Origin of the sequence: Lottiidibacillus patelloidae (assembly GCF_002262935.1) — a bacterium.
In the GTDB taxonomy this organism is placed as follows: domain Bacteria; phylum Bacillota; class Bacilli; order Bacillales; family SA5d-4; genus Lottiidibacillus; species Lottiidibacillus patelloidae.
Map to the genome: position 1 here is coordinate 631,353 of NZ_NPIA01000001.1, position 18,588 is coordinate 649,940.

Sequence of the window (18,588 nt, forward strand, 5' to 3'; positions counted from 1 at the left end):
TATCCTTTAATTATTGAGAGAAATGCTTTATTATTAAAGTAAATGCGAGTATGCGTCTATAGGGAGAAAAATATGGAGAAAAAAGAATGGTACTTAGAGTATGAAATTCATAAAAATCGCCCAGGCTTACTTGGCGACATCTCGTCTTTGTTAGGGATGCTATCTGTAAACATAATTGCAATTAACGGTGTAAATGATAGTAGAAGAGGAATGCTTCTATTAAGTGATAGCAAAGAACAAATGGAACAAATCCAAGAAATTCTTAATACAATTGAAAATATTACTGTAACAAAATTACGAGAACCAAAGCTACGTGATCGTTTAGCAGTTCGCCATGGGCGATATATTGAAAGAGATGCTGATGAGAAAAATACGTTCCGTTTTGTTAGAGATGAACTAGGATTACTCGTGGATTTTTTAGCTGAACTTCTAAAAAAAGATGGTCATAAGCTTATTGGTGTAAGAGGAATGCCGAGAGTTGGTAAGACAGAATCTATTGTCGCTTCTAGTGTTTGTGCTAATAAACGCTGGCTATTTGTTTCTTCCACGTTACTAAAGCAGACGGTTAGAAAAAAATTAGCTTCAGATGAATATAGTTTAAATAACGTTTTTATTATAGATGGGATTGTCTCAATTAAGCGTTCAGATGAACAGCATTGGCAATTAATACGTGAAATAATGCGTATTCCTGCAACTAAAATTGTTGAGCACCCCGATATTTTTGTAAGGCAAACCGAATACACTTTAGAAGACTTTGATTATATTATTGAATTAAGAAGTGATCCAGATGAGGAAATTACATACGATCTCATTGAAAAAGAAATGGATAAAAGTAGTGATTTTTCGAATTTTGACTTTTAGAAATAGGTAGGTGAGAAAATGACTGAATTAGGAAAATTTTTAGTTGAGAAACGCCAAGAGAAAAATATTTCTTTGGACGAGCTTCAGGCGATTACCAAAATCCAAAAACGATATTTAATAGCAGTTGAGCAAGGGAATTATGAACTGTTGCCAGGAAAGTTCTATGCACGAGCGTTCATTAAAACATATTCAGAAGCAATTGGTGTTTCTCCAACGTATGTCTTTGATACGTTTACAGCTGATCTACCTACAACAGTGGAAAAGAATGCCCATGAAGGGTTATCTCGCGCGAAAAAGAAGTCTAATAATACATTAGCTGATTCAAAATGGTTTACACTGCTTCCAAAATTTTTATTAGTTTGTTTGATTTTAGGTTTAGCAGCATCCTATTGGGTTTATTATCAGAAATTCAATTCAGAGCCAATACAACAAAATAGTGATGAAGAAAATAATTTTGTCGATTATGAAAATGGAAAACAAGACAATGAATTAGATGATGTCGACCAGGAAGATACTGTTGATGAGCCTGAAACAAAAATCGAAGATGATGTTGAGGAAGAACCTAACTTTACAATTACCTTAACTAAGAATAACGGAGAAGATTTTCATTATGATCTAGAAAATAGTGAAAAGTTATCTGTTAAAATTACGTTTAAAGGAGATTGTTATGTGAAAATTCGAAATGGTAAAGAACATGTCTTTCTAAAAGGAACTTACAAAAAAGGCGATGTTATAGAAGAAGATTTCTCTGCTGAAGAATTAGTAATTATGCGTTTTGGTGCAACACAACAAGTGGATATGCTAATTAATGATGAACCGTTTGTTTTTGATTCTGGTAAGACCGTTCAAAATATTTTAATTACAAAAAAATAAACATCTTCAAAGCCTTTATACAATAAAGTGTCTTCTATATTGGGAACACTTTTGAATGTAAAGGCTTTTATTGTCGCATTTCTAGCTTTGTTTTGTTAAAATAAAAAAGATGTTTTTCATATTCTTGTATATCGATAGGAGGTTCACCATGAATTTACCTAATAAAATTACAGTAGCTCGTGTACTGTTAATACCTATTTTTATGGTATTTTTATTAGCACCTTTACCATTGCCTGTAATAGAAATTTACGATATGTCACTTCCCGTTTCACACTTAATCGGTGCTTTAATTTTTATTTTTGCCTCCGCTACTGATTGGGTTGACGGTTATTTAGCTCGTAAATTAGGCCAAGTTACGACTTTAGGAAAGTTTTTAGATCCATTAGCCGATAAACTATTAGTTACTGCAGCGTTTATTTCTTTAGTTGAGCTACAGTTAGCTCCAGCTTGGATGGTCATTGTCATTTTAAGTAGAGAATTTGCTGTTACAGGATTACGTGTCATTGCCGCTATTGATGGTGCCGTTATTGCAGCAAGCAATATTGCTAAGTGGAAAACGACACTTCAAATTATTGCTATTTCAGCGTTAATATTACATAACATTCCTTTTGGTTTAATAAGTATTCCGTTTGCTGAAATTACGCTTTGGCTTGCTGTTATTATTACTATTGTTTCAGGTGTAGATTATTTTGTTAAAAATAAACACGTAATGTTAAAAACAAAATAACGCAATAGAGGAGATTATTGCATGAATGCTGAAATTATTGCAATTGGCTCTGAGTTATTGTTAGGGCAAATTGCAAATACCAATGCGCAATACATTTCAAAAAAACTCGCTGAATTAGGGGTAAATGTCTATTATCACCAAGTGGTAGGCGATAATAAGGACCGGCTAAAAAATTTAGTTGAGTCAGCTAAAAATAGATCTGATCTCATTATTTTTACAGGTGGACTTGGACCGACTAAAGATGATCTAACTAAAGAAACGATAGCTTCATGCTTAAATAAGAAGTTAGTATTAGATCATCGTGCACTAGAACTTATTAAAGACTATTTTGTAAAGGTCAATAGAGATATGACCGAAAATAATAAGAAACAAGCATTAGTCATAGAAGGAAGTCATGTCCTAGCAAATGATTTCGGTATGGCTCCAGGTATGGCTATTAAAGTTGATAAAAAAACCTTTATGCTTTTCCCTGGGCCACCGAAGGAATTATATCCAATGTTTGATAATTATGCTGTTCCTTATATAAAACAACATATAGGTGAATCGAATGTTATTCATTCGAAAGTTTTGCGTTTCTTTGGAATAGGTGAGGCGCAATTAGAAACAGAATTAGAAGATTTATTGGAAGAACAAACGAATCCTACGATTGCCCCTTTAGCCGGTGAGGGTGAAGTTACATTACGCTTAACTGCTAAGCACGACACAATTCACGGGGCCGCAGAGCTAATCGATCGGTTAGAGCAAAAGGTGAGAAAAAAAGTAGGGCAATATATTTATGGTATTGATGATACTTCTCTTCCACAAGAAGTGATAAAAAAATTAACTGCTACTCAATACACTTTGGCAGCCGCGGAAAGTTTGACTGGTGGACTATTCTCAAAGGAAATGACAGAATTCCCTGGCGCTTCTTCTTTTTATAGTGGTGGAATTGTTAGTTATACAAATGAGATGAAAACGAATGTATTAAACATTTCACAAGATCTATTGCAAAAATACGGGGCTGTAAGTGAGCAATGTGCTATAAAAATGGCAGAAGAAGTTCGTTTACTTTGCAATGCAGACATCGGTATTAGTTTTACTGGAGTTGCGGGTCCAGAGCCACTAGAGAGTAAAGCAGTTGGTACTGTTTTCATTGCAATTGCAATGAAAAATAAAAAAACAGAAGTATTCTCAATAAATTTAGCTGGAAGCAGAGAGGCCATCCGTGTTAGAACAATTAAATATGGATATTATTATCTGCTTAAGCAATTGCAATTATAGAAAGGTGACATTTTATAGATGACTACAGGATTTACGAAATTTAACATAGCAAAAGACATTACGAATGCAATTGAGGAGATGGGCTTTGAACAACCATCACCTATCCAAGAAAAAGTAATACCAGTTATATTAGAAAAAGTGGATGTAATTGGCCAAGCACAAACTGGTACGGGGAAAACTGCAGCATTTGGTATTCCATTAATTGAAAAAACGACGCCAAAAAATGAAGTGCAGGCAATTGTTTTAACACCAACACGTGAATTAGCAATGCAAGTTGCTGGAGAAATTCAAAAAATCGCTAAGCATAAGCGTACAAGAGTGTTGCCTATTTATGGAGGGCAATCTATTGAAATGCAAATTAAAGCGTTAAAACGAGGTGTACAGATCGTTATCGGTACGCCTGGGCGTGTGTTGGACCACTTGCGTAGAAAAACGTTAAAGTTAGACAAAATCCATACATTTATTTTAGATGAAGCTGATGAAATGCTTAACATGGGTTTTATTAGTGATATTGAAGAAATTATTGGGCAAGCAAATAATGACAGACAAACGTTATTGTTTTCTGCTACTATGCCACATGAAATTAAGCGTTTAGCTAGAAATTATATGAAGAGCCCAAGAATTGTTTCTGCAACACCAAATAAAGTAACTGCAACTAAAGTTGATCAAGTATACTATCAAACATTTGATAAAAACAAAGTTGATACACTTTGCCGTATTTTAGATAGTAATGAAATAGACTTAGGAATCATCTTCTCTCGTACGAAAAAAGGTGTAGCGGAATTAACGGAAAGCTTGCAAGCTCGTGGTTACGTAACGGATGGATTGCACGGCGATTTAACTCAAATGCAACGTGATAAAGTAATGAATAAATTTCGCATGTGTAAAATTGATTTCTTAATCGCAACGGATGTTGCTGCACGTGGAATTGACGTAGAAAATGTTACACATGTTATTAACTATGATATTCCACAAGACCCTGAAAGTTATGTTCACCGAATCGGCAGAACTGGTCGTGCAGGAAGACAGGGAATTGCGATTACACTAGTAACACCTGCAGAAATGAAGCACTTACGATCGATTGAATCAGAGATTGGAATGCCACTTGAACAAGGTAAAGTGCCGACAATGAAAGAAGTAGTAATCAAAAGGTCTCAAGTGTGGAAAAAACAAATTATTGAGACAATTAATAAAGGGGAAGCAGATGATGCTTTCACACCTTTAATTAATGAGTTGTTGGAAAATCACGAGCCAAAAGACGTTCTTCATGCAATGATGAAATTGGCATTTTCTTATGATGGTATCGAAGAAGAGCCGATGGACTTTGGAGACACGGGTGGAAAACCTGGAATGGTACGTTTCTTCTTAAATGTAGGGCGAAGTGCAAACTTGCAGCCTAAAATGCTTGCGGAAGAAATTGCTAAATCAACAGGCATTTCAGCCCATACTGTAGGCAGAATTGATATGTTCGATAAGTTTACTTTCTTTGAAATTCCGAAAGAGCCAGCTCCTTTCGTTTACGAATCATTAAAACAGACGAGACTTAATGGCATGCGTATCTTTATCCAACCTGCGAAACCTCGAAATAGTTAATAATTAATCAAGGGCTTACCTTTTTGGAACAATTTTGTTCGCGAGGTAAGCCCTTGAATTTTGGAATTATTTATTTAAGTAAAGCATTCAACATTTTTCTGTTAGCATTAATTTTAATAAAAAATGAAGTTAATCCTAGAAGGATAAAGACAACTAAAAATCCAAATGGAATAGAATAAAGCTTATCGACTTGAAATCCCTTTTTATAAGTTAGTTCAAAATAGTATGCTTCATAGGGATCTTTCTCAATAATCAATCCAGATTTAGAATTGTTTTTGCTTGATGATAAGTCTCCATATTCAATTGCCGTCTCCCACTTGTCTTTGATTTCTTTTTTTGGAGTTGCAATGCTTGGAGTAGGATTAAAATATAAAGCAAAAGACTCTATTTCTTTTATTCCTTCTACCATCGAAAGGATTTGACTTTTTTTCTCATCTGAAAAATTACTATCTTCCATTATCTGTGACACATTCCTTGCTGCTTGATCTATTCTTTCAAAATTATTTTCAAAATTATTTTCAGTCCATATTAACCCGAGTAAAGTAGTTATACCTATAATAAGAGATAATATTGAGGCTTTGAATATATTCAAAATTAAATTATTATGTATTTTAAAAAGACTAAATAATCCTCTAGTTATTTGCTTTTTATCACCAAAACGTTCAAACGCAATATGAATCGCTTCCTGCTCTGATTTCCCTTCAGCTTGCAACTCTGCAATACTTTCCATTAAATGAACACGCATTTCTTCTTTTAAATCTGTAGCGTCTTTCTCATTTACATCAGCATATATATAATCTACGAATTCATTAACTTGTTTCATTAATGTTCTCTCCCATCTAAAAACGAATCAATAATATCTTTTACAAAAATCCATTCTAATCGCTTGGATTCTAATCCTTCTTTACCTAAAGGAGTTAATTTGTAGTATTTTCTTCTTCCTCCTGGCCCATTTTCATCGCCCCAATAAGAAGATATCCATTTATTCTTCTCCAAACGCTTTAACGATAAATATAGCGTTCCTTCTTTTAGTTCAAATTGTTCTTTGCTTTTTTCTCTTACGTATTTTGCAAGCTCATAACCATACATTTCTTTTTTATGTAATAGAGAAAGAATTAGCGTATCAATATGGCCTTTTAATACTTCTTTATTAACTTCCAAAATAAACACCTCCTGTTTTTCTTAATACATATCTTTTTAACATTTTAATGCTAATAATGAGTTTACTTACCGCCTCACCTGTAACAAAAGGCTTCATAATTAAAATAACTGGCTTTGAACATAAAAGTATAGAAATAAATAATGCTAACGCTGGAGAGGTAATTACCTTCCAACTTTCATAGGCGTAAAACCAACCGATGTTATACAAGAAGCCTATAATAGGCAAATGAAGAATGTATATATAGGCTGTTACTTGGCCAAAGTTAGTTAAACAATTTTGTTTTTTAGGTACCCAAGGTAGGTAGAAAACAACACCTAACAGCATGATTACATAGAAAAGAGCTCTCAAATAAATCCCTTCTAAATTTGAAAAATCTAAATTGCTATATGAAGTTTTGCCGAGCATAAGCCCTCTAGTTTCTAGCACAGAAAAATAACTAAGAATTGTAAAAGAAACAATGAGTGCAATTACAGACAGTAATTTTGCTTGTTTCTTTTTAAACCATTCCAAATGCACCTTTTCAGTATAAAAACCTATTAAAAAAATAGGAAAGAATACAAATGTTCTCGAAATACTAAAATAATGACCTGCATTTTCTACTAATCCTATTCCCACGCCAATAATAAGAGCGAAGATAATAGGTTTTTTTAATCTTGTAAAGATAAAGAGCAATAAATTCCAAGAGTAAACACTTAACAAAAACCATAAGCCAAAGCTAGGATTGAACCAGTTTATGGATAGGGTGGGATTAAAATTATAGATAAGTTGAAATATTAAATAAGGAAATAACAATTTAATTGTAATTTTTTCAATGAATCCTTCTTTATAAAACTTTTTTGAGAAGAAACCAGTTAGATAAATTAAAGCAGGCATTCTAAAAGATGCTAAAAAATTATTAATGAAATAAATAATTTCGTTATTATCTTTAAATGGACTTATTAAATGCCCAATAACAACTAATACAACTAAAATGAATCTAGCATTATCGATATATGGATCACGATTTACTTTCACTTAAATATCCCCTTTTCATTATAATTTTAAAATACCTAATAAAGCAAGGTAATAGGTTAAAAAAATTTGATCAGATAGCATAAATAATAATTCATCTAATGTTCTTTAAGGTAGATTAGATATGTTTTATTTGGAATTTAATACACCTTATGTCACTGGAAGTAATATATAACATAATACCTAATAATGCAATGTATTAATTTATTTATTATTATGAAAGAGGTGAGAAAATCTCTTTTAATAAAAAATTCAGGATAACATTTGTTTAATGAAATGATGGCTGGGGTATAAGTTATAAAGATGTACATTTTTTTAACATTAAATGATTTTACTAAATTTGGATTACAAAAAACCGAATAAATGTTCGTAAAAACTGTTGTCAAACGAACAAAAAAAAGATATGATGTGTATAGTTAGTAATCATTCAAGGGGGAATTAATGTGAGCGACCGTAAAGCGGCTTTAGATATGGCCTTAAGACAAATTGAAAAACAATTTGGTAAAGGTTCAATTATGAAATTAGGAGAACAAACTGAATCACGTATTTCAACGATTCCTAGTGGATCTTTAGCATTAGATGTAGCGTTAGGTGTTGGTGGTTATCCACGCGGACGTATTATAGAGATTTATGGACCAGAATCATCTGGTAAAACAACAGTTGCACTTCACGCAATTGCAGAAGTTCAAAGAAATGGTGGACAAGCCGCTTTTATTGATGCTGAGCATGCACTTGACCCTGATTATGCGCAAAAATTAGGTGTTGATATTGACGAATTATTATTATCACAACCTGATACTGGTGAACAAGCTTTAGAAATTGCTGAAGCATTAGTACGTAGTGGTGCAGTTGATATCATCGTAGTTGACTCAGTAGCTGCATTAGTACCAAAAGCTGAAATTGAAGGAGAAATGGGAGACGCGCACGTAGGTTTACAAGCACGTCTAATGTCTCAAGCACTTCGAAAACTTTCTGGTGCAATCAATAAATCGAAAACTATCTCAATCTTTATTAACCAAATTCGTGAAAAAGTTGGAGTTATGTTCGGAAACCCTGAAACAACTCCAGGTGGACGTGCATTAAAGTTCTACTCATCAGTTCGATTAGAAGTTCGTCGTGCGGAAACTTTAAAGCAAGGAAACGACATGGTTGGTAATAAAACGAGAATTAAAGTAGTTAAAAATAAAGTTGCTCCTCCATTTAAACAAGCAGAAGTTGATATTATGTACGGAGAAGGAATTTCAAAGTACGGTGAATTAATAGATATTGGTGCGGACTTAGATATTGTTCAAAAAAGTGGTGCTTGGTATTCATATAATAGCGAACGCTTAGGACAAGGTCGTGAAAACGCTAAGCAATTCTTAAAGGAAAATCCTGAGATTGCTAGTGAAATTAAGCACCAAATCCGTGAACATTATGGTTTGAATGGTGTTGCTGAAGAACCAATGGCTTCATTAGTAGAAGACGAATAAAAAATTTAATTTAGGCTAGTTATCCATATAACGTTTTGGGTAATTAGCCTTTTTCTATGAAAAATATGTTTCATAGTACAGTAGATAGGATAAAATAACTAATAATTACTATTTTATGAAAAATAATATTTTAAAATATTAAATGTGTGAAAAGCTGATTAAAGCTATACAAATCTTTGAAAATCTCTGAAAATAAACTAAAAATAAGTAGATTATTTCTAATTGTGAATTGGCAAGGCTTGACAACGTTTTTTGACACATTTAAAATTAAATTGTATATTTTTTTATTTTTTAATATTATCATCTGTTTTGTATGTCGAAATCACTAACTAAAAATGAGAAATGTTGAAAATGAATGACGACAATCTTTTTAACGATGTACATCAAGAAAGCAAGAGGAGGTGGAAGAGTTGGAGAACACTATTGTACTCATCTCCCTATTGCTTATCTCTGCAATCGTTGGAGCTGTTGTCGGCTATCTTATTAGGAAATCAATTGCAGAAGCGAAAATTTCCAGTGCAGAGCGATATGCGACTCAAATTGTTGAGGATAGTAAACGTGATGCTGAAGCTTTGAAAAAAGAGGCGCTTCTCGAAGCGAAGGATGAAACTTTTAAAATTCGTAGCGAAGCTGATAAAGAAGTAAAAGAAAGACGAAGCGAACTTCAAAAACAAGAAAATCGTTTGTTGTTGAAGGAAGAAGGCCTTGATCGAAAAAGTGAAACACTAGATAAAAAGGAGCTAATGCTAGATAAGAAAGAAGATACGCTGGCTAAAAAGCAACAGCAGGTTGAAGAGACTGAAAGCAAAGTGGAGCAAGTTTTACAAAAGCAACAAGCGGAATTAGCTCGAATTTCGGGATTAACTCGAGAAGAAGCAAAACAAATCATCATTAACGAGCTTGAAAAAGAAATTGCTCATGATACGGCAGTGATGATTAAAGAAAATGAAAACCGCGCAAAAGAAGAAGCTGATAAAAAAGCGAAAGAAATTCTTTCACTAGCTATTCAGCGTTGTGCTGCAGATCACGTTACAGAAACAACTGTATCTGTCGTCAACCTTCCTAATGATGAAATGAAAGGTCGTATTATTGGTCGAGAAGGTCGAAATATTCGAACTTTAGAAACGTTAACAGGAATTGACTTAATTATTGATGATACTCCAGAAGCAGTAATACTTTCTGGTTTTGATCCAATTAGACGTGAAATTGCTAGAACTGCATTAGACAAACTAGTTCAAGATGGTAGAATTCACCCTGCTCGTATCGAAGAAATGGTCGATAAAGCGCGTCGCGAAGTAGATGAATACATTCGTGAGGTTGGGGAAGAAGCTACGTTTGAAATGGGAGTTCATGGTTTACATCCTGATTTAATTAAAATCTTAGGACGCTTAAAGTATCGTACAAGTTACGGACAAAATGTTCTGAAGCATTCAATGGAAGTTGCTTACTTAGCTGGACTAATGGCAGCTGAACTTGGAGAAGATGTGAACTTAGCTAGAAGAGCAGGATTATTACATGACATCGGTAAAGCCATTGACCATGAGGTTGAAGGAAGCCATGTAGAAATTGGTGCTGAACTTGCAACGAAGTATAAAGAGCATCCTGTTGTAATTAACAGTATCGCTTCACATCACGGGGATACTGAACCAACTTCTATTATTGCTATATTAGTTGCTGCAGCTGATGCATTATCAGCAGCAAGACCAGGAGCTCGTAGTGAAACGTTAGAAAACTATATTCGTCGATTAGAAAAACTAGAAGAAATTACGGAGTCTTTCGAAGGCGTTGAAAAGTCTTACGCAATTCAAGCTGGACGAGAAGTTCGTATTATGGTTCAACCAGATATTATCGATGATTTAACTGCTTATCGATTAGCTAGAGATATTCGTAAGAAAATCGAAGAAGATCTTGATTACCCTGGTCATATTAAAGTAACTGTAATTAGGGAAACAAGAGCTGTAGAATATGCAAAATAAAGTGGCATTCTTGCCACTTTATTTTTTTACACATTAGGAAAGAATAACTTTAGTGGAAGAAGTAGATACAATCAGATATAAAATTAATTTAGTACTATACCATCACAAAAACATTTACAACATACATAAGGGGTTACAAAATGAAAATATTATTTATTGGTGACGTCGTCGGCTCACCAGGTAGAAATATGGTTAATGAATATTTGCCTAAATTAAAACGAAAATATAATCCTACATTTACGATTGTGAATGGGGAAAATGCCGCAAGTGGTAAAGGGATCACAGAGAAAATTTATCGAGGCTTTTTACAGGCAGGGGCACAAGCAATAACGTTAGGAAATCATACGTGGGACAAACGTGATATTTTTGAATTTATCGATGATGCACCTCACTTAGTTAGACCTGCAAACTTTCCAAAGGATACACCAGGAAAAGGTTATACCTTACTCAAAGTGAATAACCTACTATTAGCAGTTGTTAACTTGCAAGGCCGAACATTTTTACCGCCAATCGATTGTCCTTTTCGAAAAGCGGATGAAATAATTGCTGAAGTAAAAAAACATACGCCCTATATTTTTGTTGATTTCCATGCGGAAGCAACTAGTGAAAAGCAAGCGATGGGTTGGTATTTAGATGGTAAGGTTTCTGCGGTTGTAGGTACCCATACGCATGTGCAAACAGCAGATGAGAGAATCTTGCCTAATGGGACTGCATATATAACAGATGTTGGTATGACAGGGCCATACGACGGAATTTTAGGAGTAGAAAAAGAAGCTGTCCTAAAGCGCTTTTTAACAAGTCTACCTGTAAGATTTGAAGTTACTTCTGGGAGGGAACAATTAAACGCTGTTTTAATGAATTTCGATAACCAAACAGGCAAGGCAGAAGATATTAAACGAATAATCATTAATGAAGATCACCCATTTTTTGAATGATACATCTCGTACATAGTTAGTGGAATACCTCCATATAGTCTTGAATATAGTAGAAGGGGATGAACTATAAGGGGGTACTAGGAATGGAGATATTAAAAGTATCAGCGAAGTCGCATCCGAACTCAGTAGCTGGTGCACTTGCTGGAGTTCTCCGTGAACGTGGTGCAGCGGAAATACAAGCGATCGGAGCTGGTGCGTTAAATCAAGCAGTAAAAGCAGTAGCTATTGCTAGAGGGTTTGTAGCTCCGAGTGGTGTAGATCTAATATGCATTCCGGCTTTCACTGACATCTTAATTGATGGCGAAGAGCGAACTGCGATCAAACTAATAATAGAGCCACGTTGAAAAGAAATTGCCTGTTTGTTCAACTGAACAAGGGGGCTTTTTTTCTGTGAATCGATAGGAGGAATACATATGATATTTGATGCCCATTGTGATGTTTTGTATAAGATGTGGAAAAATCCTGCACTGTCTTTTGAAAAAAGTGCAGATTTACATGTGACATTTGCAGGATTGAAAAAAGCTAATGTAAAAGTGCAGTGCTTTGCAATATTTATCCCGCCAGAAGTTCCTAGTGAACAAAAATTTAATGTTGCACTTGAAATGATTGATATTTTTTATAGAAAAGTATTACCTATGCATCCTGAATTAAAATTAGTTCGAACTTCACAAGAGATTAACTCCCTAAAACATGATGAAATAGGAATTATGCTCACGTTAGAAGGGTGTGATTGTATAGGGAATGATTTAATAAAACTTAGAACGTTATTTCGACTAGGTGTTCGCTCAGTGGGATTAACGTGGAATTATGCTAATGCAGTAGCAGATGGAGCGCTTGAAAAAAGAAATGGCGGGTTGTCAAATTTCGGTATTGAGACTGTGAAATTGATAAATGAAGCATACAGCTGGACTGATGTCTCCCATCTTAGTGAGCAATCTTTCTGGGATACAATAGAATTAGCTAAGTTCCCGATTGCTTCACACTCAAATGCAAGAAAACTATGTAATCATCCGAGAAATTTAACAGATGAGCAAATTAAGGCTTTAATAAAACGAAATGCACCAATAGGAATAACATTTGTTCCAATGTTTCTTTCTGAAGGGAAAAGTGCAACTGTAAGAGATGTCTTAAATCAAATTGAATATATTTGTAGTCTTGGCGGAGAAAATAATATTGGATTTGGTTCAGACTTTGATGGTATTGATGAAACAGTAATTGGCTTAGAAAATGTTTATCAGTATGAATATTTTTCCAACGAACTGTTGAAATTGTATAAAGACGATATTGTAAGGGGATTTTTGTTTAACAATTTCTTCAGGAGACTTCCAATATAAAAAATATGAAATTATTGTCGGAAAAATGCAAATGACTATTGCATTTTTTACTCGATAGGTCTAGAATTGTATACGCTTAGTACATATCCAATAGTGCAAAATAGGTAAACTTTACATATTTTAATTTACTTAAAATGAATTAGATTTCTAGTGATTTTATTGGAAAAGTGCTACACTAGTCAATGTAGAAAATTTTCACATTTTATTCACATTTATTTTGTGAATGCTGAAAAATTGAAGGGGTGTAAAATATGATTAATCAACTTTCATGGAAAGTTGGAGGACAGCAAGGAGAAGGTATTGATAGTACCGGAGAAATCTTTGCAATAGCATTAAAGCGTCAAGGTTATTATTTATATGGCTATCGTCATTTTTCATCACGTATTAAAGGTGGACATACAAATTACAAAATTAGAGTAAGTACGACTGAGGTTCGTTCAGTTTCTGACGATCTTGATATATTAGTAGCATTTGACCAAGAAACAATTGATTTAAACTTCCATGAGCTACGTAAAGGTGGAGTAGTTGTTGCGGATACGAAATTCAACCCAACTATCCCTGAAACTAGCGATGTAACGCTTTATTCAGTTCCTTTTACTGAAATTGCTAACGACTTGGGAACTTCATTAATGAAGAACATGGTAGCAGCTGGTGCTTCTGCAGCAGTATTAGGAATGGATCCTGAAATGTACCGTGACGTTGTTCAAGAAATCTTCGGACGTAAAGGTGAGCAAGTTGTTGAGAAGAATATCGAAGCAATTCACGCTGGTGCGAAGTACGTTATTGACTTAGCTGATGGTAACATCGGAACAATGACGCTTGAAAAAGCTGATGGTAAAAAACGTATGTTCATGATTGGAAACGATGCTGTAGCTATGGGTGCATTAGTTGGTGGAGCACGCTTTATGCCTGCATACCCTATCACTCCAGCTTCAGAGATCATGGAATACTTAATTAAAAAGCTGCCAGAAGTCGGTGGTACAGTTATCCAAACAGAAGATGAAATTGCTGCTTGTACAATGGCAATTGGTGCTAACTATGCTGGTGTTCGTACATTAACTGCTTCAGCTGGTCCTGGACTTTCATTAATGATGGAAGCAATCGGTCTTTCTGGTATTACTGAAACGCCTTTAGTTATTGTTGATACGCAACGTGGAGGTCCAAGTACTGGATTACCAACGAAGCAAGAGCAATCAGACTTAATGGCAATGATTTACGGTACACACGGTGAAATTCCAAAAATCGTAATGGCGCCAAGTACTGTAGAAGAAGCTTTCTATGATTCAGTTGAAGCATTTAACTTAGCTGAAGAATATCAAGTACCTGTTATTATCCTAACTGACTTACAAATGTCTTTAGGTAAACAAACAGTAGAACCATTAGACTACAGCAAAGTAGAAATTCGTCGTGGTAAATTAGCTACGGAAGCTCTACCTGAATTAGAAGATAAAGAATACTTCAAGCGTTATGAAGTAACTGAAGATGGCGTATCACCACGTGTTATCCCTGGTATGAAAAATGGTATCCACCATGTTACAGGAGTTGAGCACGCGGAAACTGGTAAGCCTTCAGAGCTTGCAGAAAACCGTATTGCACAAATGGATAAGCGTATGCGTAAGCTTAATAACATTAAGTTTAATACGCCGGTACACGTTAATGCTCCTCACGAAGAAGCAGACGTATTATTCGTAGGTTTCAACTCAACGCGTGGTTGTATTGAAGAAGCTATGCCACGTTTAGAAGCAGACGGTATTAAAGCGAACCATGCACATGTGCGTTTATTACATCCGTTCCCAACAGATGAGTTAAAGCCATTAATGGATCGTGCGAAAAAAGTTGTTGTTGTTGAAAACAATGCAACTGGTCAACTAGCTAGCATCATTAAAATGAATGCTGGAAGCGGCGAGAAAGTTCATAGCATCCTAAAATATGATGGAAATCCTTTCTTACCTAAAGAAGTTCATAATAAGTGCAAGGAGCTGTTCTAAATGGCAACATTTAAAGATTTTCGTAACAACGTAAAACCTAACTGGTGTCCCGGGTGCGGAGACTTCTCAGTACAAGCAGCAATGCAACGTGCTGCAGCAAACGTTGGTTTAGAGCCTCAAGACCTTGCAGTAATTTCTGGTATCGGATGTTCTGGTCGTATTTCTGGTTACATTAATTCATATGGTTTCCACGGAATTCACGGTCGTTCATTACCAATTGCACAAGGTGTAAAAATGGCGAATAAAGATTTAACAGTTATTGCTTCTGGTGGTGACGGAGATGGATTTGCAATCGGTTTAGGTCATACTATCCATGCAATTCGTCGTAACATCGATGTAACTTACATCGTAATGGATAACCAAATCTACGGATTAACTAAAGGTCAAACATCTCCACGTAGTGAGATGGGCTTTAAAACGAAGAGTACTCCTGGTGGATCTATCGAGTCTTCTTTATCAGTTATGGAAGTAGCAATGTCAGCTGGAGCAGGCTTTGTAGCTCAAAGTTTCTCTAGTGACCTTAAAGAACTTACTTCATTAATTGAACAAGGAATTCAACATAAAGGATTCTCTTTAATTAACGTATTTAGCCCATGTGTAACTTACAATAAAGTAAACACATATGACTGGTTTAAAGAAAACTTAGTGAAACTTGCTGATGTGGAAGATTATGATCCTCATAACCGCAGCAAAGCAATGAATACACTAATGGAAAATAACGGTCTTGTAACAGGGTTAATCTACCAAAATAAAGAGAAAAAGTCTTACCAAGAACTTGTTAACGGATATAGTGAAGAGCCGTTATCAGATGCTGATTTATTATTTGAAGCTGAGAAGTTTGATAAATTAGTTAAAGAATTTATGTAATAACCTCAAAAACCAACCAAACGAAATATGTTTGGTTGGTTTTTTCTTTGCTAAACGGTCGCTTCAGCTTTTCTTTAATGTGTCTAGCTTCAGCAATCAACGTCTAGAAAACTTCACACTCTTCATTTCGATAAGTCTACATCGAATAGCTTCACTATTCGTGTATCCTTTATCTTAATCAGAGTGCTCCAGTTTTTACGCCGTTAACCGATTGCTTCAGCTTTTCTTTAATGTGTCTAGCTTCAGCAATCAACGTCTAGAAAACTTCACACTCTTCATTTCGATAAGTCTACATCGAATAGCTTCACTATTCGTGTATCCTTTATCTTAATCAGAGTGCTCCAGTTTTTGCGCCGTTAACCGATTGCTTCAGCTTTTCTTTTATTAATGCGATTCTATTGTCTTACAATGGCGAAAGCTTTATACTATGATATGGACATATTATTTATTTTTTAATTTATCGTTTTTTATATAGATGAAAGGAGAATCATAATGAATGAAGAGCAACGTAAAGAAATGAATGCAGTACTAGATTCTTCCGTTGAGAAAAAATCTACGAAAGATTTCTCGAAATACTTCGAGTCTACTTATACTCCACCTTCTTTAAAGGATGCAAAAAAACGAGGGAAATCAGATGTCAATTTTGAATATGACTTTGATATTCCTGCAGATATGAAAACAATTGGTGTTGGGAAAAAATTCTTAATCCGTACTTATGGATGTCAAATGAATGAGCACGATACGGAAGTTATGTCAGGTATTTTTATGGCGATGGGTTATGAAGCTACAGTGGATACAAAAGAAGCTGACGTCATCTTATTAAATACATGTGCAATTCGAGAAAATGCTGAAAACAAAGTGTTTGGTGAAATTGGCCATTTAAAACCTTTAAAATTAGAAAACCCCGACTTAATAATTGGAATTTGTGGTTGTATGTCACAAGAAGAATCCGTTGTAAATCGTATTTTAGAAAAGCATCACTTTATTGATATGATTTTCGGGACTCATAACATTCATCGCTTACCAAATATATTAAAAGATGCAATGTTTAATAAAGAGATGGTCGTTGAAGTTTGGTCGAAGGAAGGAGATATTATTGAAAACCTTCCTAAAGTCCGAAAAGGTAGTATTAAAGGCTGGGTAAATATAATGTATGGCTGCGATAAGTTTTGTACGTACTGTATCGTTCCGTATACTCGTGGGAAAGAGCGTAGTCGCCGTCCTGAAGATATTATTGAAGAGGTCCGCCATCTTGCTCGTAATGGCTATAAAGAAATTACTCTATTAGGTCAAAACGTAAATGCATACGGTAAAGACTTAAAAGATATGAATTATGGCCTTGGTGACTTAATGGATGAAATTCGTAAAATTGATATTCCACGTGTCCGTTTTACAACGAGTCATCCTCGTGACTTTGATGATCGTCTAGTTGAAGTACTAGGTAAAGGCGGTAACTTAGTTGAGCATATTCATTTACCGGTTCAATCAGGTAGCTCAGAAGTATTAAAGCTAATGGCCAGAAAATATTCTCGCGAACATTACTTAGAGCTTGTTCGTAAAATTAAAGATGCAGTTCCAAATGCGGCATTAACGACAGATATCATTGTAGGTTTCCCTAATGAAACAGAAGAGCAATTTGAGGAAACAATGTCACTTGTTCGTGAAGTCGGCTATGAAGGCTGTTATACATTCATTTACTCTCCACGTGAAGGAACTCCTGCTGCAAAGATGGAAGACAACGTACCGATGGAAGTAAAGAAAGAGCGTTTACAGCGTTTAAACGCATTAGTTAATGAGCAAGCTGCAAATGCAATGAAAAAATATGCAGGCCAAATTGTTGAAGTGTTAGTAGAAGGTGAAAGTAAAAATAACCCTGATGTGTTAGCTGGGTATACTCGAACAAGCAAACTTGTAAACTTTAAAGCTCCAAAGTCTGCAATTGGTAAACTTGTTAAAGTGAAAATTACTGATGTTAGAACATGGTCTTTAAATGGCGAAATGATAGAAGAAACTGCAGAGGTGACAATGTAATGACAAAAATTACTAAAGAAGCAATAGTAGCAAAAGCAAACGAAGTAGCAAAAATGATTGCTGAAACAGAAGAAGTAGATTTCTTCAAAAAAGCAGAAGCTAAAATTAACGAGAACGAAAAAGTACAAAAGCTAATTGCTGAAATTAAAGCATTTCAAAAGCAAGCAGTAAATTTACAACACTATGAAAAAACAGAAGCTTCTAAACGTGTAGAAGCTAAAATTGATCAGTTAAATAATGAACTAGACGAAATTCCAATTGTACAAGAGTTTAAACAGTCTCAACAAGAAGTAAATGGCTTACTACAACTAGTGGCTAACACAATCTCTAATGAAGTGACGGATGAAATAATCCGCTCAACTGGTGGAGATTTACTACAAGGAACTACAGGTTCAAAAAAAGAAGATGAAAAAGGCTGCGGAAGCTGCTAATTATAGGAACGCGTGAAATCTGTAAAAGATTTCACGTGTTTTTTATTTATATCAGTCAATATGGTTG

Annotated in this window: 17 protein-coding genes; 14 read left to right on the forward strand and 3 right to left on the reverse strand. The window is 34.8% G+C overall.

The window, feature by feature from the left end; translation table 11 throughout:
- Positions 1-72 precede the first annotated feature (72 nt).
- The 5 genes from CIB95_RS03455 to CIB95_RS03475 all read left to right on the forward strand — a co-directional run bounded on the left by CIB95_RS03455 (position 73) and on the right by CIB95_RS03475 (position 5,314).
- A complete protein-coding gene (locus tag CIB95_RS03455) occupies positions 73-861 on the forward strand; it encodes a DUF3388 domain-containing protein (protein WP_094921847.1) in 789 nt (262 codons plus the stop codon).
- 18 nt (positions 862-879) lie between these two features.
- The gene (locus CIB95_RS03460) at positions 880-1,734 is read left to right on the forward strand and encodes a helix-turn-helix domain-containing protein (RefSeq protein WP_094921849.1); all 855 of its coding nucleotides are present in this window, start codon (positions 880-882) and stop codon (positions 1,732-1,734) included.
- A gap of 148 nt (positions 1,735-1,882) precedes the next feature.
- Complete coding sequence (gene pgsA, locus CIB95_RS03465) at positions 1,883-2,461, forward strand: CDP-diacylglycerol--glycerol-3-phosphate 3-phosphatidyltransferase (RefSeq protein ID WP_094921852.1); 579 nt, start codon at positions 1,883-1,885, stop codon at positions 2,459-2,461.
- Between the two features lie 21 nt (positions 2,462-2,482).
- Entirely contained in the window at positions 2,483-3,721 is a 1,239-nt protein-coding gene (locus CIB95_RS03470) for a competence/damage-inducible protein A (RefSeq protein WP_094921854.1), read from the forward strand.
- A gap of 18 nt (positions 3,722-3,739) precedes the next feature.
- A complete protein-coding gene (locus CIB95_RS03475) occupies positions 3,740-5,314 on the forward strand; it encodes a DEAD/DEAH box helicase (RefSeq protein WP_094921856.1) in 1,575 nt (524 codons plus the stop codon).
- A 70-nt stretch (positions 5,315-5,384) separates the two neighbouring features.
- Here the strand turns inward: CIB95_RS03475 and CIB95_RS03480 are convergent, their stop codons facing one another.
- Genes CIB95_RS03480 through CIB95_RS03490 form a run of 3 tightly spaced genes read right to left on the reverse strand, consistent with a single transcriptional unit; the run spans position 5,385 to position 7,490 of the window.
- Entirely contained in the window at positions 5,385-6,137 is a 753-nt protein-coding gene (locus CIB95_RS03480) for a permease prefix domain 1-containing protein (RefSeq protein WP_094921858.1), read from the reverse strand.
- Complete coding sequence (locus CIB95_RS03485) at positions 6,137-6,475, reverse strand: PadR family transcriptional regulator (protein WP_094921861.1); 339 nt, start codon at positions 6,473-6,475, stop codon at positions 6,137-6,139. Before CIB95_RS03485 ends, CIB95_RS03480 begins: the two co-directional genes overlap by 1 nt.
- Positions 6,465-7,490, reverse strand: coding sequence for an acyltransferase family protein (locus CIB95_RS03490; protein WP_094921864.1), 1,026 nt, complete (start codon positions 7,488-7,490; stop codon positions 6,465-6,467). Before CIB95_RS03490 ends, CIB95_RS03485 begins: the two co-directional genes overlap by 11 nt.
- A gap of 440 nt (positions 7,491-7,930) precedes the next feature.
- On the opposite strand from CIB95_RS03490, the gene recA reads away from it, so the two are divergent.
- The 9 genes from recA to CIB95_RS03535 all read left to right on the forward strand — a co-directional run bounded on the left by recA (position 7,931) and on the right by CIB95_RS03535 (position 18,521).
- Positions 7,931-8,959, forward strand: a complete 1,029-nt coding sequence (recA, locus tag CIB95_RS03495; protein ID WP_094921867.1) for a recombinase RecA — start codon at positions 7,931-7,933, stop codon at positions 8,957-8,959.
- A gap of 410 nt (positions 8,960-9,369) precedes the next feature.
- On the forward strand, positions 9,370-10,935 hold the full coding sequence (rny, locus tag CIB95_RS03500; protein ID WP_094921870.1) for a ribonuclease Y: 1,566 nt from the start codon (positions 9,370-9,372) through the stop codon (positions 10,933-10,935).
- 140 nt (positions 10,936-11,075) lie between these two features.
- On the forward strand, positions 11,076-11,870 hold the full coding sequence (locus CIB95_RS03505) for a TIGR00282 family metallophosphoesterase (RefSeq protein ID WP_094921873.1): 795 nt from the start codon (positions 11,076-11,078) through the stop codon (positions 11,868-11,870).
- 83 nt (positions 11,871-11,953) lie between these two features.
- Positions 11,954-12,214, forward strand: coding sequence for a stage V sporulation protein SpoVS (spoVS, locus tag CIB95_RS03510; protein WP_094921874.1), 261 nt, complete (start codon positions 11,954-11,956; stop codon positions 12,212-12,214).
- A 69-nt stretch (positions 12,215-12,283) separates the two neighbouring features.
- Positions 12,284-13,204: a dipeptidase gene (locus CIB95_RS03515; RefSeq protein WP_094921876.1), complete on the forward strand. Its 921-nt coding sequence runs from the start codon at positions 12,284-12,286 to the stop codon at positions 13,202-13,204.
- 251 nt (positions 13,205-13,455) lie between these two features.
- On the forward strand, positions 13,456-15,192 hold the full coding sequence (locus tag CIB95_RS03520) for a 2-oxoacid:acceptor oxidoreductase subunit alpha (protein WP_142296459.1): 1,737 nt from the start codon (positions 13,456-13,458) through the stop codon (positions 15,190-15,192).
- A complete protein-coding gene (locus CIB95_RS03525; RefSeq protein WP_094921878.1) occupies positions 15,193-16,059 on the forward strand; it encodes a 2-oxoacid:ferredoxin oxidoreductase subunit beta in 867 nt (288 codons plus the stop codon).
- 492 nt (positions 16,060-16,551) lie between these two features.
- A complete protein-coding gene (gene miaB / locus CIB95_RS03530; protein WP_094921880.1) occupies positions 16,552-18,090 on the forward strand; it encodes a tRNA (N6-isopentenyl adenosine(37)-C2)-methylthiotransferase MiaB in 1,539 nt (512 codons plus the stop codon).
- Complete coding sequence (locus CIB95_RS03535) at positions 18,090-18,521, forward strand: RicAFT regulatory complex protein RicA family protein (RefSeq protein ID WP_094921883.1); 432 nt, start codon at positions 18,090-18,092, stop codon at positions 18,519-18,521. Before miaB ends, CIB95_RS03535 begins: the two co-directional genes overlap by 1 nt.
- Positions 18,522-18,588: the final 67 nt, after the last annotated feature.